Annotated in this window: 18 protein-coding genes; 10 read left to right on the forward strand and 8 right to left on the reverse strand. The window is 39.4% G+C overall.

The features are described from left to right. The first annotated feature begins 146 nt into the window (after window positions 1–146). Window positions 147–311, forward strand: coding sequence for a hypothetical protein (locus H5079_RS07095; protein ID WP_011327324.1), 165 nt, complete (start codon window positions 147–149; stop codon window positions 309–311). 18 nt (window positions 312–329) lie between these two features. Here H5079_RS07095 and H5079_RS07100 read toward each other — a convergent pair whose 3' ends face one another. Next, the gene (locus H5079_RS07100) at window positions 330–1,580 is read right to left on the reverse strand and encodes a multifunctional CCA addition/repair protein (RefSeq protein ID WP_182683808.1); all 1,251 of its coding nucleotides are present in this window, start codon (window positions 1,578–1,580) and stop codon (window positions 330–332) included. Between the two features lie 142 nt (window positions 1,581–1,722). Here H5079_RS07100 and H5079_RS07105 point away from each other — a divergent pair, with 142 nt between their 5' ends. After that, window positions 1,723–1,950, forward strand: coding sequence for a hypothetical protein (locus H5079_RS07105; RefSeq protein ID WP_011327322.1), 228 nt, complete (start codon window positions 1,723–1,725; stop codon window positions 1,948–1,950). A 15-nt stretch (window positions 1,951–1,965) separates the two neighbouring features. Here the strand turns inward: H5079_RS07105 and H5079_RS07110 are convergent, their stop codons facing one another. The 4 genes from H5079_RS07110 to H5079_RS07125 are packed head-to-tail and all read right to left on the reverse strand — an operon-like array spanning window position 1,966 to window position 5,844. Next, on the reverse strand, window positions 1,966–2,466 hold the full coding sequence (locus H5079_RS07110) for a DUF1543 domain-containing protein (RefSeq protein WP_182683809.1): 501 nt from the start codon (window positions 2,464–2,466) through the stop codon (window positions 1,966–1,968). Window positions 2,467–2,490: 24 nt separating this feature from the next. Beyond that, window positions 2,491–3,840 (reverse strand): sigma 54-interacting transcriptional regulator, encoded by a 1,350-nt coding sequence (locus H5079_RS07115; RefSeq protein ID WP_011327320.1) that lies wholly within the window; start codon window positions 3,838–3,840, stop codon window positions 2,491–2,493. Window positions 3,841–3,842: 2 nt separating this feature from the next. Further along, on the reverse strand, window positions 3,843–4,385 hold the full coding sequence (locus H5079_RS07120) for a hypothetical protein (RefSeq protein ID WP_011327319.1): 543 nt from the start codon (window positions 4,383–4,385) through the stop codon (window positions 3,843–3,845). A gap of 1 nt (window position 4,386) precedes the next feature. Then, the gene (locus H5079_RS07125; protein ID WP_011327318.1) at window positions 4,387–5,844 is read right to left on the reverse strand and encodes a sensor histidine kinase KdpD; all 1,458 of its coding nucleotides are present in this window, start codon (window positions 5,842–5,844) and stop codon (window positions 4,387–4,389) included. Window positions 5,845–6,154: 310 nt separating this feature from the next. On the opposite strand from H5079_RS07125, the gene H5079_RS07130 reads away from it, so the two are divergent. From H5079_RS07130 to H5079_RS07155, 6 genes are all read left to right on the forward strand, one after another. Further along, window positions 6,155–6,388, forward strand: coding sequence for an EF-hand domain-containing protein (locus H5079_RS07130; RefSeq protein WP_011327316.1), 234 nt, complete (start codon window positions 6,155–6,157; stop codon window positions 6,386–6,388). Window positions 6,389–6,415: 27 nt separating this feature from the next. After that, window positions 6,416–6,643, forward strand: coding sequence for a hypothetical protein (locus H5079_RS07135; RefSeq protein WP_011327315.1), 228 nt, complete (start codon window positions 6,416–6,418; stop codon window positions 6,641–6,643). Between the two features lie 155 nt (window positions 6,644–6,798). Continuing rightward, entirely contained in the window at window positions 6,799–7,035 is a 237-nt protein-coding gene (locus tag H5079_RS07140) for a hypothetical protein (protein WP_011327314.1), read from the forward strand. A 7-nt stretch (window positions 7,036–7,042) separates the two neighbouring features. Further along, the gene (locus H5079_RS07145; protein WP_011327313.1) at window positions 7,043–7,279 is read left to right on the forward strand and encodes an EF-hand domain-containing protein; all 237 of its coding nucleotides are present in this window, start codon (window positions 7,043–7,045) and stop codon (window positions 7,277–7,279) included. Between the two features lie 123 nt (window positions 7,280–7,402). Next, window positions 7,403–9,076: an amidohydrolase gene (locus tag H5079_RS07150; protein WP_089367802.1), complete on the forward strand. Its 1,674-nt coding sequence runs from the start codon at window positions 7,403–7,405 to the stop codon at window positions 9,074–9,076. A 113-nt stretch (window positions 9,077–9,189) separates the two neighbouring features. Then, a complete protein-coding gene (locus tag H5079_RS07155) occupies window positions 9,190–9,858 on the forward strand; it encodes a FlgO family outer membrane protein (RefSeq protein ID WP_182683810.1) in 669 nt (222 codons plus the stop codon). 23 nt (window positions 9,859–9,881) lie between these two features. Here the strand turns inward: H5079_RS07155 and H5079_RS07160 are convergent, their stop codons facing one another. Continuing rightward, window positions 9,882–10,118: a YgjV family protein gene (locus tag H5079_RS07160; RefSeq protein ID WP_011327310.1), complete on the reverse strand. Its 237-nt coding sequence runs from the start codon at window positions 10,116–10,118 to the stop codon at window positions 9,882–9,884. 277 nt (window positions 10,119–10,395) lie between these two features. On the opposite strand from H5079_RS07160, the gene H5079_RS07165 reads away from it, so the two are divergent. Then, window positions 10,396–11,052 carry a Crp/Fnr family transcriptional regulator gene (locus H5079_RS07165; RefSeq protein ID WP_011327309.1) on the forward strand — a complete coding sequence of 219 codons (657 nt, stop codon included), beginning with the start codon at window positions 10,396–10,398 and terminating at the stop codon, window positions 11,050–11,052. A gap of 88 nt (window positions 11,053–11,140) precedes the next feature. On the opposite strand, the gene H5079_RS07170 is transcribed toward H5079_RS07165, so the two are convergent. Both H5079_RS07170 and pepB read right to left on the reverse strand, forming a co-directional pair. After that, window positions 11,141–11,707, reverse strand: coding sequence for a phosphoribosyltransferase (locus H5079_RS07170; protein WP_011327308.1), 567 nt, complete (start codon window positions 11,705–11,707; stop codon window positions 11,141–11,143). 186 nt (window positions 11,708–11,893) lie between these two features. Then, window positions 11,894–13,189 carry an aminopeptidase PepB gene (gene pepB, locus H5079_RS07175; protein WP_011327307.1) on the reverse strand — a complete coding sequence of 432 codons (1,296 nt, stop codon included), beginning with the start codon at window positions 13,187–13,189 and terminating at the stop codon, window positions 11,894–11,896. 104 nt (window positions 13,190–13,293) lie between these two features. Between pepB and sfsA the strand changes: the two genes are divergently transcribed. After that, a complete protein-coding gene (sfsA, locus tag H5079_RS07180) occupies window positions 13,294–14,010 on the forward strand; it encodes a DNA/RNA nuclease SfsA (RefSeq protein ID WP_182683811.1) in 717 nt (238 codons plus the stop codon). The last annotated feature ends 296 nt before the right edge of the window (window positions 14,011–14,306 follow it).

The raw sequence follows: 14,306 nt of genomic DNA on the forward strand, positions 1-14,306 counted from the left end.
GGGTTGTAATTTACTTAACTAATACTCGCCACTGGGTTGGCTTTTTTTGGGTTACAATTTAGTAAGAGTTAAAATGTAACTGTTCATTTTTAATTCAGTGGCAAAACCCTAACCTAGCGCTAATCATACTAAGCTAAGGTTTAATCATGCACCCATTATTAGAGCAAGAAGAGCTAGATTTTATATTTGAATTATATAGGCCAACAACAAGCACTAAACCTGTAAGCGAGCAGAGCCAAAACCGCAACTATAAAAAAGTAACGCAGCGCCAGTGCAATAAAGATAACAGCACATCAAGTTACTTAATTTAATTACTTTTAATACCCTACTCACTGTGCCTGTTTTTCTCGTGTTAAAAACGCTTTTACACAGTTTATTTCCGTTTGTTTAACTTCCTCGCCTATTTCTGGGCCTTTTTTGCCGCTGTTAAGTGCAGCTTGTACCACTTGTTTTTTATCTAGCTTTAATAGTTCTGCATGAATAGCACGCAGCTTAGCTGCTTGCGGGTAAGGTTTATCTACGAGTGTTTCGCCGCGCCCTTGTGCATCGCATTGGCATGCTTGAGTAAAAGCAATAAAACGTTGTGGATGAACCAAGGCGTTTAAATTAGTCACAATTAACTTATGAACCGTTTCGGGCCTTAATTGCTCTAATCTATGACAAAGAGTGTGATTATCGCTAGTAAGTACGCCAATATCGCGAAAGCAATTAGGTATTTTTAAGCGTTCACAAAACTGTTCAACTACAGCAACCCCATCTCGTTCATGGCCACGTAAATTACCGCGTTTTTTAAAACTGATCGCTTTACCAAAGTCGTGAGTTAATGCAGCAAAACGCGTTGCTAAATCAAAATTCAAATCGGCTGCACGCCTAAGTACTAACATGGTATGCACAAACACATCACCCTCGGGGTGATGTTGTTTAGGTTGCGGCACATTAACCATTTTCTCAAGCTCGGGAAAAATCCCTAAGCCTTGCAACGCTTGAAAATAAAGTTCGGGATGCTTTTCACCCAGGGCTTTTTCGGTCTCTAACCATACTCGCTCTGGCACTAAATGATTAAGCTCGCCTTGCTGCTTAAGCTGTTGCATTAGTGCATAAGTGCTCGGATGTATACGCCACTCGCTGCCAAAACGGGCTAAAAAGCGAGCTATACGCAACACCCGCACTGGGTCTTCTACAAATGCATCTGTTGTATGGCGCAGTATTTTATCTTTAAGGTCTTGTTGGCCGTTAAATGGGTCAATTATATTGTCGTTAGCATCGAGCGCCATAGAGTTTATAGTTAAATCACGTCTGGCTAAGTCTTCCTCTAGAGTCACATCTGGGCTGGCATCAACCACAAAACCGGTATAGCCTTTACCACTTTTTCGCTCAGTGCGCCCAAGTGCATATTCTTCTTTGGTTTTTGGGTGTAAGTAAACCGGAAAGTCGCTACCTATTGGCACAAAGCCTAACGCTTCCATTGTCTGTGGCATTTCGCCAATAACAACATAATCGTTGTCATTTGATGCTCTTTTTAGCAGTAAATCACGCACTGCACCACCAACTAGGTAAACCTGCTCCAATGCTTTATCCACGTAACCTCCAAAAACAAATACCAAAACCGCAATTAATGGTACTAATTATACCCAAAACCATATTAAAAGTCTGAGTAGTTTGACCTACCGCTAACTTGCTCATTACAATAGCGCTTTATTTTTAGCTAAAGTCATAACAACAATGAAAAAGCACTCTGCAAAAAAAGAACTCATGCTACTGCCTATATTACTGGTGGTTATTTTAATGTGTGTGGTGGGGCACTTTTTTATGCAAGCGGATTATCAAGACAGTAACATGATTGAATACATGTTAGCAGCGCTGCCATTTGCAATGTTTGGCTTAGTGGTTGTAGCCTTTAAAATGGCGGCTAAAAGCGAAAAAGAAGAACAAAACGAGCAGGATTCTTAATCCTGCGTTATGTGTTTAAAGTACATGATAACCAAACCAATCAGGTTTAATTTTTTGTGCTTGCCCACTTGGGGTCAGTTTTATACTAAGCTGGCTGTCGAGTAAATCTATTGCAAAGCAATCGTCTACGTCGTGTAAATCATCTTTATGAATATGGCTAAGGCCAGCGAGTAAATCGTTTTTAGCGCGCTGTTTGGCCTCTTGACTACTGCTTGCTACATACAGTGCAAAGTCGTGTTGCTCAGCCATTAAATCGCTTCTGTAGGCGCCTAAGTTTACAAAGTAAAGCTGTTTAGTTTGCTCAACGGGCGTGTCGCTTACTGTAACTTTATAACCATCTATGTGGTTAATTGCCATGTAGCTATCCATATGCACGCTGTTTTTGTCGCCCACCCATTGGCTTTTTAATTTAGTATAGGTTTGCTCAATGTTTTGCCCAACTACAAAACGAATGTCGTGCATTTCTATATGACAGCCCTGAATTCGCCCACCTAAATACACCATAAATAACTGCATGTTTAGTTCCTATAAATTGGTTATTTAAGCTAAATTATCAACATCTATATTGTGCTTTTTAATCAGTTTATAAAAATCTGAACGGTTACGTTTAGCTAGTTTTGCGCCTTCGGCGACATTTCCACCAGCCATTTTAAGGGTGTTTATTACGTAGTCGCGTTCAAATTCTTTTTTAGCGTCGTTTAGCGACAATGGCTCTACATTTTTTTCGTTGCTATTTAATGCACTTAGCACTAAATGCTCTGAAATAACTTCGCTTGGGGTAAGTGCTACAACTTGCTCTACCACGTTTTGAAGTTGGCGAATATTACCTGGCCAGTCGTAACGCACGAGTGCGTGCATGGCGTCGTTGGCAAAGTGTTTTTCGCTTTGCTTCATTCGCTTTGCAATACTGGCGCTAAAGTATTGTGCAAGTAGACTTATATCTTCGCGACGCTCGCACAAAGGAGGGAGTTTTAAATTAACCACGTTTAAGCGGTAGTATAAATCCTCCCTAAACTGCTGATTTATAATCGCTTCGGGGAGGTTTTTATGAGTTGCCGATACAATGCGAACATCTATGGCTATTTCTTCTTGAAAGCCGACTGGACGTATGGTTTTTTCTTGCAATACGCGCAGTAACTTAACTTGTAAATTAAGCGGCATATCACCTATTTCATCTAAAAATAAGGTGCCTCCCTCAGCTTGTTGAAACAGTCCTTGGTGATCTTTTATTGCCCCAGTAAACGAACCTTTTTTATGACCAAATAATTCTGACTCTAGCAGTTCACCCGGTACTGCGCCGCAGTTTATCGCTACAAATGGGCCTTTACTTACATGGCTATGCTGATGAATAGCTTGAGCTAATAACTCTTTACCTGTGCCGCTGGCTCCGGATATTAATACGTTAACTTGCGTTGGCCCTAGCAGTTTAACTTGCTCTAGCAAATGTAGCATAGCGCCGCTACGGGTAACTATATTGCTAGTGGGTATTATTTCATCGGCATTTACGCCGTGTATTTCTATCGCTTTTGCTAAGCTGTCGAATAACTCGTCTTTATCTATTGGTTTGGTAATAAATGCAAAAATGCCTTGTTTGGTAGCCTCTACCGCATCAGGAATAGAGCCATGCGCTGTCATCATAATAACGGGCAATGCCGGATAGCGGCTTTGCAATTGGCGGTGCAGTGCCATGCCATCCATTTCGTCCATGCGCAGGTCGGTTACTACGGCATCGAACACTTGGCTTTTTAATATTTGTAACGCAATTAGGCCGCTCTCGCAGGTGGTAACCTCGTAGCCTTTTGATTCGATACGAATAGCAAGCAATTTTAATAAGCTGGCATCGTCATCCACTAATAATACTTTTGCACCTTGCGGTTTTATTGCTGGCATAACTACTGCTCCTTAGTTTCTTCGCGTAATAACAGTTGCTGCTCTATGGTTGCTAATGACGAGAGCGTTTGTTGCATTTTATTATTAAGTGCTTGCTGCTCTTTTTTAGCATTTATTTGTAGTGTTACTTGTTGTTTTTGTAGCCATAAATACTGTTTTATATCGTCTGGCCAATAGTAAGCTTGGTCAAGTTTAAGTAACTTACTCATTACCGTATTAGGATCGCTACTAGTGTTTAAACACATAAATTGAAAAAAGTTTTTTAGTTCTTTTTCGCCAACAAAATCTTTGTTATCTGGGGTTAACTTAAAACCACCACATTTATTAGCATGCCAGGCTATTACTTGCTCCGCAGGGGGATACATAGGATCGCTTTTAGGCCGAGGCTTTGGGCTTGGCTGGCTGTTTTTATCGCTCGTTACTTTAGTTTGAGTTTGCGCCACTGGGCTATCAACCACTTGCTGTTGGGGGTTATTAGTTTTGCACCCCGATAAAATGATGGCACTGCCACACACACATAAAATAGCCATTAAACGCGAGGTCATGCTAGTTAACTCCTTGATTTGTTATTATGGGAAGCGTAATTAAAAATCGACAACCTTGGGGTTCATTTTGCTCTATTAATAATTGTCCGTTTAATTGCTCTACTGACTCTTTAACAATAGTTAAGCCTAAGCCACTGCCTTGTAGCGTAACATTTTTGCTATGCTTACCTTGATAAAATGCGCTAAAAACATGTGCTTTTTCGTGCTCTTTAATTCCGCATCCCTCGTCGCTTATCGCCATTTTTAGCTTACTGTGCTCAAAGGTTAACGCTATAGATACTGCCTGCCCGTGTTGTGAAAACTTTAAGCCATTAGAAATTAATTGCACTAAAATCATTTCAATTAACTCCCCAGGTAACGCAAGCGCCTTATTAGGTAAGTTGTTATGCCAAATAAGGGTTTGCTCTCGGGCTGTTAGGCGGTGCTCAAAATGACTATTAATTTTATTAATTAAATGATTAAACTCAACCTCACTTACGCTGTCTTTACTAGTACGAATCGCGTTATAACTAAGTAGGCTGTCAATCATAGTACGAAGGCGCACCATAGACTGGCTAATAAGCTCAAGTACTGCGCGTTGCTCTTTAGTTATAGGGCCAACTATTTCATCGCTGAGCAAGTCGGTGCCCTCGACCATTGAGGCTAGAGGTGTTTTAAGTTCGTGGGTAACGTGGCGTAAAAAGGTGTCTTTTTGCTGCTCAAGTATATGTAACTGAGCTTGCACCCATTGTAATTTATTACCTAATTCAACTAGCTCTGCTGAGCCTTGCACGGCTATTTTTTGTTGCCAGTCACCTTGCCCTAATTTACCAATAATTTTAGTCAGGCTTTTTAAGCGGCCACTTATACGCCACAAAAAACCGCCTCCTACTAAGAGTGTTAGCGGAATTAGCGCCACCAGCCAGTTAATAAATGAAGTTTGTAACTGCGCTATTTCTTTTTGATTATTAGTAATTTGGGTTTCGCTTTTATCGCGTAACCATAAGGTAAGTTCGGCGAGTAAATCGCTAATAGGTAAAAATAAGGCTACCTGCTGTTGTTTTTGTTCAACAAGTTGAGTGTGTGCTAGTTGCAGAGTATTCGTTAAACGCTGCCATTGTGCGGTGTGACTTTTACTGGGCGCTACACGTGTAAGATCTTCAATACTTTGTAGCGATGCTTGCCACTTATCAACTATGAGCGTATCGAGTGACTCACTTTTTAGTACCCAATTTTGCCGAGTAGCGCGCTCTAAACTATTGAGTTCTTGTTTTAAAATATTAAACGATTTAGTTACTTGGTAGTTATTACTAACAATTTGCTGAGTTACAGCTAACTGCTTATTAAGCGCATTTAAAAATACAATAACCACTAACGATAAGGGTAATAACGACAGCAACATGCTCATTACAAACTGGCTAATTAAATTAGGGCGCCAATTAAGTATTGCTTTGTATTTTTCAGCCATCGCTGCTGGCATTGCATCCATCCTTTAGTAACTTTAAACAGCCTATTATTAAGCGTTTAAGTTATACACTAGCTGAATCAATTTATATATCTGTTATTCGTACTGTAAAGCTGCCTGTTGCCAAACAGCAACAACTCAACTCTTTGATTTGTATTGCTTCTTTATTTATAAGCCAAATTTCGTTGCAAAAAACACACAGATACCTGTAAAACTTGCTTAACCTATAACACCAAAAACCATAAGCAACTGAATTTAAAGGATAAAAATAATTGGCATCGTTTTTGTAATAGTTAATCTAAGTTTATCTTATAAGGAAATGACCATGAGTAATCGCTTTTTAATTATTATGCCAATCGTTGCGCTAGGCTTTTTGAGCGCTAACGCGCTGGCAATGGATGTACAAGCTACTTTTAATGAACTTGATAAAGACAGTAACGGTACTCTCAGCGAAGCTGAAGCTGGTGAGGACGCCGTACTTCATGAAAACTTTTCACAAATAGATACTGATCAAAATGGTCAGCTGTCGCTAGATGAGTTTAAACAGTTTATTAAGTAACTAACCTAGTAACAAAAGGAGTTTTTTATGAAACAGCTTATAGCCGCATTTTCGTTACTGTTTTTAGTTATTAGTGCTACTGCCCTGGCTTCATCGTTTAATGCTCGTTTTGCTTTTTTAGATAAAAATATGGATGGAAAAATATCTATTACCGAAGCCAAAAAAGATAAAGAAGTAATGAAACAGTTTTCTGATTTAGATGAAAATAACGATGAAATGATCTCTAAAAAAGAGTTTGAGGCGTTTAAGCCTTAAGTTTAAATTCAAGTTTGGTCTTGTAAAATTAATTAAAAGTATTTGCTATAACCCCTGAGGGAGTGTGTAAATGGATTTAATGTTGGGCGTTAAATTATGGCAAGTACTTTATTTTATTACGAATGACATTAAAATGAGCTTTGCGAAGGAGCACCATGAAGATACGCGCTTGTTTAGTTAGTTGCTTATTATTACTAAGCTTTAATTCATTAGCACTTGATGTAAAGCAACGTTTTGATCACCTTGATACAGATCAAAGCGGCTATTTAATTCACCATGAGCTTGAGGCTCAACCGCACTTACTAAACAACTTTAGCAAATGGGATAAAAACCAAGATAATAAAATTTCATTGGTTGAATTTAAAAATTATCTTACGAATAACCTCTACTGAGTAATTTATGAAAAATATAAGCTATATAGCGCTCGTTGCGCTTAGTATTTGTAGCACACCAAGCTTTGCCAGCAGCAATAACATTGCCAAGCAATTTGAAAAATTTGATCGTAACCAAAACGGCTTATTAAGCCGAGCAGAAACAGCCAGTGACCCTGCCCTATGGTCTCGTTTTGCAAGTTACGATAAAGACAAAGACGGCCACCTTTCTTTAAGCGAATTTACACTTTATGCAAGTCAGTAATTAATTTACCAATAAATTAACTGGCTTACTCTGCACAAATAACAATCCAACCACCTCAAGTGGTTGGTATTATAAAAGTGAGTTTGTTATGTTAAAGCCATTAACAATAAAAATAAGCTCACTATGCCACTCAAAAAAATAATCAAACCTTTGCTACTCGCTTGCCTTTGCGCAGGCTCAAGCCTTGCGGTTGCGCAAACTAAAGTTATTTACAACGCCAACGGCTACACACCTTTGTACAAAGGTGAAGTGCAGCAGTTTTCTACTTTAGTTATAAAAAACGGTAAAGTAGTTAAACTTGGCGGCGATACGCTAAAAAATAGCTTTCCTGATGCCAAGCTTATTGACGCTCATGGCAATACGCTACTACCGGGTTTAATTGACGCACACGGTCACATTATTGGTTTAGGTAATAACCTGTCACAATTAGATTTACGCGGTGCGCTTTCTATTGATGAAGTTACTAATAAACTCAAGGTATTTGCAAATAACAAACAAGGTTGGATTATTGGCCGTGGCTGGAATCAAGAGCTGTGGCAAAAAAAGCAGTTTCCTACCGCTGCCGATTTAGACAAAGTAGTGAGCGATCGCCCTATTGTACTATCGAGAATTGATGGCCACGCTATTTGGGTAAATAGCAAAGCCCTAGAGCTTGCGGGCATTACTGCAAACACCCAATCGCCAGAAGGCGGCGAAATTATTAAAGACGAATTTGGCAATCCTACTGGTATATTTGTAGATAAAGCAGAATCGTTAATTAAACAATTTATGCCAAAACCATCAAAACAAACTCTTAGTGACTCTTTAGATGCTGCCGGTAATCATTTATTAAGTTTAGGGATTACCTCAACCCATGATGCGGGTATAGATAAAACCACTTGGGAATTATACAAAGAACGCGGTGAACTAGGCAATTTACCACTGCGTATTGTGGCAATGCTCAGTGGCGCGAGTCCTGATTTAAAAACTATGTTAAAAGCAGGTCGATACCAAGATGCCAACGACTTTATGTCTATTCGCAGCGTTAAGGTTTATGCTGATGGCGCATTAGGTTCGCGTGGCGCGGCGCTAATTGAGGATTATGCCGACAGAAAAAACCACCATGGCTTAATGCTCGAAACCCAGCAAAAACTAGAAGAGCTATTTACGCTTAGTTTTAAAAGCGGTTTTAGTGCCAACACCCATGCAATTGGCGACAAAGCTAACCACGTTGTATTAGATGCTTATAAAAATGTATTTAAAGCAACCGGCGGAATTTTACTACGTAACCGTATGGAGCATGCACAAATAGTAACGCTTGATGATATTAAGCGCTTTAAAACATTAAAAATTATTCCTTCAATGCAACCAGTGCATGCCACCTCTGATATGCACATGGCAGAACAACGCTTAAGCGAAAAGCAATTAGCGGGTGCTTATGCATGGCAAACCTTTTTAAAACAAGGGTCAGTGATTGCAGCAGGATCTGACTACCCAATAGAATTGGCAAATCCTTTTGATGGCTTGTATGCAACAATTACTCGTATGGATCACAACCAACAACCAACCCAGGGCTGGCGCGCTAGCGAAGTATTAAGCCGTGAAGACGCACTGCGTGCTTTTACCCTAGGCGGCGCTTATGCAGCGCATCAAGAGTTTAAAGTGGGTAGTTTAGAGCAAGGAAAGTGGGCCGACTTTATTTTAATAGATAAAGATTATTTTAAAGCCCCGGTTGATGAACTATATAAAATAAACGTATTACAAACATGGATTGCAGGCAAACTTCGTTACGAAAAAGAGGCTGTGACTGCGCAATAAACTGAATACAAACTGAAAATAATAAATTAATGATAAAATTTAATTAAAGTAATCAAAAAGTGTGTCGATAAAATGGGGTATTTAAAAATCCCCTTATGTTTCAGGAAGAAAACATGTTATCTAAAAAAATATCTCTTACTTTATCGGCACTTTTTACCCTTTCACTTTCAGCTTGTTCTAGTCACCCTGTTTACAATGGTCACGCTCCTCATAATGACTATTCTCATAACAAAAGGCACGTTCAAAATGACTCGCCTCGCGTGAGTAACTGGCAGTTTCCAGAAAAAAATTACCGCCCAATAAATAGCAGTAAATTACTTAGTAATTACACCGAACAATTAGCCATGAAGCTAATTGAAAATATGAATTACATAAATAGTAATACCCCTATTGCCATTACTTCTTTTGTAAATTTAGATGATAACCTACAAACAACTAATATTTTTGGTAACCATTTAGCTGAGAGCTTTATTACTGAACTACAAGAGTTTGGATTATCTGTTGTAGATTACAAACACACAGGTACTGTACATGTAACCCCAAATGGCGACTTTTCATTTAGTCGTAATGGTCGAGAAATTAAAGGCTACCCGCATATTGAATACACTTTAACTGGCACACTTACTTACACCAATCGCGGTGTTATTGTAAACGCACGTATTATTGGCGCTAAGTCAAAGGTAGTGGTGTCTTCGGCTAAAGGATTTGTGCCTAGCTTTGTGGTTGAGTCGTTATATCCCACTCGCCGCGTTGACGGCATAGCGCTTGACGTAATCTTATAAAAACTAAAAAGGATTAGCTTAGACTAATCCTTTTTAGGCTCTGGCTGTTTATTACGGTATAATTTAATAATATGATACGCGTTTACAAACGCGAGTAAGCCGTTAGTAAAGGCAACGGGTACTGCACCAATAGCTAAGCCATAAATAGTAAAGGCGATACACCCAAATAAATTATACCAACGCAGCTTTACCACGTCGGTCATTGTTAACGATGCAACCAGTAAAGCAGATGCTATATAACCTAAATATTCCCAACTCAATTGTTCTCTCCTAGGCTTTAGGTTAGCATTGCATATTAAACTTTAGTACATTGAATCTGTACAGCAACGTAACAGCTAAATAAAAGTTAACCTATAAATGGCTTAAAACTCTGTTGGTTATCAGCAGCTATACTGCTCAAATAATTAGTCCAACAGTGCCAGCCCATTATATTAGCAGCACCTGATATGTTAATTAATTTAACATAATTTCTTAGAGCTTTGATGCTATCGCCATTAAGGTGCAATAAATAGGACAATTGTCCGAAGAGTATGATTGATGTTTCAATACCATTTTTCCAGTTATCTTGTTGAACAACTACTTACCTTTGCCGGTAGTAGTTATCAGCAATCAAAAAAAGAAATATTAATACAACAAGACCAGCCTTTAACTAAGTTGGTACTTGTGCGCAGCGGAACTGTGTCGTTTAGTTACGATGTAGGTAACGGACGACGCCTGCTGCTTGGTCAACTCGATTGCAATAACACCCTCATTGGTGAAATAGAAGCGCTCAATAATAACCCCTGTATTTATACAGTAACCTGTTTTAGCGATGTAACTTATAATTTAATTGAGTTAAAGCATTGGCGTGCGTTATTACTTGAAAAACCTGAGCTGAGTTTATACACAGCACAAACTATAGCGGCTAAATTTCAAGAAAATCAAAAAATAAACCTAGATAAATTATTACTGCCACTGAGCTATAACATAGCTAAAGACTGCCTACTAAGAGCCGAGAACAACAACCCTACACTGCTGCGTGCGTACCCTACGGTAAATGCCGAAGCAGAACGTTTTGCAACCACTGAGCGCGCTTACAGGCGCGTTGTAACAGAGCTCGTAGAAAAAAGCTTAGTACAAAGAAGTACCCAAGGTTTATTAGCAGTAGATATACCGCGCCTAAGCCAATATGTAGATAGCTTTGCGCAATTGTAATTTATTACATCAGGTTACATAGGTTGAAGCGTTAAGTTTTATCCATAAAAAAAGGCCTTAATGGCCTTTTTTTATTTATGCAGGTTGATTATTTTTCTAGCAAAATGTCATGTATTTTTGCTAGGTCTGATTTGCCAGCAATAATTTCATCCGGTGTTAAACCCGATAACTCATGCGGAAACACTAGCCATTCTTCAGACTCATGAATATAGTAATCTGGCTTCATGTCTACTTTAGAGTTTTTAGGCTTGTAGTAAGGGCATGCAATGCGAATATCGCGCGGTAAGTTTAAACGCATTAGCTCTGAAAGCTTTTCTTTTAATGCAAAAATACTGCGGCCAGAGTCAAACACATCATCAACAATAAGTAATGAGTCACCTGCATTAGCATTTTCTACAATGTAGTGTAAACCATGTACTTTTATCTCTTTAGATTGCTTTCCAATGCCATAATAAGACGATGTACGTACCGCAATGTGATCGGTTTCAATGCCTTTGTAATCGTAAAATTCTTGCACTGCAATACCTATGGGTGCACCACCTCGCCAAATACCAATAATGAAATCTGGACGAAAGCCATCATTATACACTTGCGCTGCTACGCGAAATGAATCTTCAAGTAATTGTTGAGCCGTGATATAGCACTTATCTGACATAGTTAGGATCCCAGTGGTGAGTACAACATTTGAGCGCAGCTTAGATTAAAGCTGTAAATGAAACGTTCAAACATCTAAGGCGAGGGATTTTACCGTAATTTAAATCAAAATGCTTGTTTGCAGCACAAAAAAATAGGCACCAAACGGTGCCTATTATAATTTTTTAATAAACTAACTCTGCAAATATTACGCTTTTTCTAACAAGGTGCGAGCAACAGTACGCATGCCTTGTGTGGTAGCGCCTGCAGCCCATTGGTTAGTGCTGCTCATATTAAATGCAGCTGCCAGATCAATATGCACCCAGCCTTTGCCATCATTTGCTACAAAGCGCGATAAGAAACCAGCCGCATTTGATGCACCACCATAACCACCGCCTTTTTGCGCACGGCTGTTAGCTGTATCGGCATAAGCCGATGGGCAGTTTTGCTGATGCCACTTTTCAAGTGGTAATGGCCACGCTGCTTCCATTTCTTGAGAAGCAAAGTCTTCAACTTCACGTACTAGCTCTTTATCAAGTGCAAACAAAGCATTGTACTCTTGGCCAACAGCAACTAGCGCAGCGCCGGTTAGTGTTGCAGCATCAATAATTAATGGCGCACCACTCTCACCTGCAGCCATTAAGCCATCAGCTAATACTAAACGCCCTTCAGCATCAGTATTTACAATTTCAACTGTAGTGCCATTTTTATACGTTAAAATGTCACCTAATTTATAAGCATGGCCAGAAATTAAGTTTTCTGCACAGCATAAAAACAGCTTAATACGTTTTTCAATACCGCGATTAATAGCCAGCGCCAAACCAGCCGTTACTGTAGCAGCACCGCCCATATCGCACTTCATGCCTAGCATACCTTCGCTTGACTTAATTGAGTAACCGCCTGAGTCAAACGTAATCCCTTTACCTACAAGCGCAGCGCTTACTGGCGCATTTGCGTCGCCTGTTGGGTTGTAATCAAGCTCAAGTAAAACTGGCGGGCGAACACTACCACGGCCAACAGCATGAATACCGATCCACTGTTGCTCTAATAATGCATCGCCTTTAATAATTTGGTAGCTCACATGCTCAGGCGCTAACGATTGAATAAATTCAGCGGCTTTTTCAGCAAGGCTTTCTGGGTAAATATCATCGGCAGTACCGTTAACCATTTCGCGAGCCCAAATAGCTGAGGTTTTTAAGTTACCTAGCTCTTTAATATCTGACTGTGCGTTGTCAACAAAGGTAACGCCATTTAACGATTTAGGCGTTACAAACCCTTGATAAAACGCCCACTGGCTTTCGGTACACCAAGTATCGCCAGTTAGTTCAACAGCTTTTACGCCTTGAGTAGCAATAGTACGCGCTGCTTTTTGAACATTTTTTAATGTTTCTTGCTCAGATAAATGAACGGTTGCCCCGTGTTCATTAAAAGATAACGACGCGTTTTCGCCCCAATGGCTTGGTGCTGACTGCTCGCTTAGTTGAACAACAAATTTTTCACTCATGTTAGAATATCCTTGCACTTAAATGTGCCACCGAGTTTACTATAGAGCGCTTGAGTTCCCAACAGCTTGAGATAAATAACATAAATTACGCTACGGAAGTTATTATGAAGTACCAACCTGCCCTGCAATCAGCCACCTTATTAAAACGCTATAAACGTTTTTTAGCTGATTTACAGCTCAGTGATGGCTCAGAGTTTACCGCCCATTGTGCCAATACAGGTAAAATGACTGGCTGCGCTGAACCCGATTTTAATGCTTTTTACTCCACCAGTACTAATAGCAAACGCAAGTACCCGCAATCGTTAGAGCTCACCCAAAATAGCTTATCGCAACTTATTTGCGTTAATACCGCAGTAGCAAATAAAGTGGTTGCTGAAGCTATAAATGCCAATCTTATTAGTGAGCTTAACAATTATGAGCAATTACAAAGCGAAGTTAAATATGGCAACGAAAACAGCCGTATCGACTTTTTACTAACCAGCGATGAGCGTCCTAATTGCTACGTTGAAGTTAAATCGGTAACGCTCTTAAGCCAAGATAACCCCCGCAGTGGCCAAGGCTACTTTCCTGATGCACCAACTCTGCGCGGGCAAAAACATATTCGCGAATTAATAGAGATGGTGGAGCAAGGTCATCGTGCAGTATTACTTTTTGCTGTACTGCATCAGGGAATAAATCAGGTAAGCGCTGCTGCTCATATAGACAATAAATATGCACAGTTACTAAATGAGGCAATTAACCAAGGCGTTGAGGTATTTGCATATAAAGCAGATATTTCTACCAATGAAATCATCTTAAAAGAGAAGCTCCCTTTTATATAATCATCATTTAATACAAAGTGTTGTAATTAGGTTTTGGTAAATACAAATATAAAGCAGCGGTAATGGGCTAAATATATAAAGTAAACTTTAAGTAACACCTTGTTTTTTAACTTTTAGCCCACATATATAGGCAAGTTTAGAAACCGATAGTGCGATTAAAAAAAGTACAAATATTACTTATCATACTTTTAAATCAATAAACGTGGTTACAGCTAATTCGATTAATTAAAAATAAATTTGCCTAGGGTATAAGATTCTGTTATTTATACCGCCGGCTAATGCTGAGGCATTAAATT

The sequence above is a fragment of the Pseudoalteromonas sp. SG44-5 genome (assembly GCF_014164175.1).
GTDB lineage: Bacteria > Pseudomonadota > Gammaproteobacteria > Enterobacterales > Alteromonadaceae > Pseudoalteromonas > Pseudoalteromonas nigrifaciens.

Excerpts from the sequence above, each read along its gene's own strand:
- H5079_RS07095 (WP_011327324.1), top strand. The coding sequence starts at position 147 with ATGCACCCATTATTAGAGCAAGAAGAGCTAGATTTTATATTTGAATTA.
- H5079_RS07105 (WP_011327322.1), top strand. The coding sequence starts at position 1,723 with ATGAAAAAGCACTCTGCAAAAAAAGAACTCATGCTACTGCCTATATTA.
- H5079_RS07110 (WP_182683809.1), bottom strand. The coding sequence starts at position 2,466 with ATGCAGTTATTTATGGTGTATTTAGGTGGGCGAATTCAGGGCTGTCAT.
- H5079_RS07115 (WP_011327320.1), bottom strand. The coding sequence starts at position 3,840 with ATGCCAGCAATAAAACCGCAAGGTGCAAAAGTATTATTAGTGGATGAC.
- H5079_RS07120 (WP_011327319.1), bottom strand. The coding sequence starts at position 4,385 with ATGACCTCGCGTTTAATGGCTATTTTATGTGTGTGTGGCAGTGCCATC.
- H5079_RS07125 (WP_011327318.1), bottom strand. The coding sequence starts at position 5,844 with ATGCCAGCAGCGATGGCTGAAAAATACAAAGCAATACTTAATTGGCGC.
- H5079_RS07130 (WP_011327316.1), top strand. The coding sequence starts at position 6,155 with ATGAGTAATCGCTTTTTAATTATTATGCCAATCGTTGCGCTAGGCTTT.
- H5079_RS07135 (WP_011327315.1), top strand. The coding sequence starts at position 6,416 with ATGAAACAGCTTATAGCCGCATTTTCGTTACTGTTTTTAGTTATTAGT.
- H5079_RS07140 (WP_011327314.1), top strand. The coding sequence starts at position 6,799 with ATGAAGATACGCGCTTGTTTAGTTAGTTGCTTATTATTACTAAGCTTT.
- H5079_RS07145 (WP_011327313.1), top strand. The coding sequence starts at position 7,043 with ATGAAAAATATAAGCTATATAGCGCTCGTTGCGCTTAGTATTTGTAGC.
- H5079_RS07150 (WP_089367802.1), top strand. The coding sequence starts at position 7,403 with ATGCCACTCAAAAAAATAATCAAACCTTTGCTACTCGCTTGCCTTTGC.
- H5079_RS07155 (WP_182683810.1), top strand. The coding sequence starts at position 9,190 with ATGTTATCTAAAAAAATATCTCTTACTTTATCGGCACTTTTTACCCTT.
- H5079_RS07165 (WP_011327309.1), top strand. The coding sequence starts at position 10,396 with ATGTTTCAATACCATTTTTCCAGTTATCTTGTTGAACAACTACTTACC.
- H5079_RS07170 (WP_011327308.1), bottom strand. The coding sequence starts at position 11,707 with ATGTCAGATAAGTGCTATATCACGGCTCAACAATTACTTGAAGATTCA.
- pepB (WP_011327307.1), bottom strand. The coding sequence starts at position 13,189 with ATGAGTGAAAAATTTGTTGTTCAACTAAGCGAGCAGTCAGCACCAAGC.
- sfsA (WP_182683811.1), top strand. The coding sequence starts at position 13,294 with ATGAAGTACCAACCTGCCCTGCAATCAGCCACCTTATTAAAACGCTAT.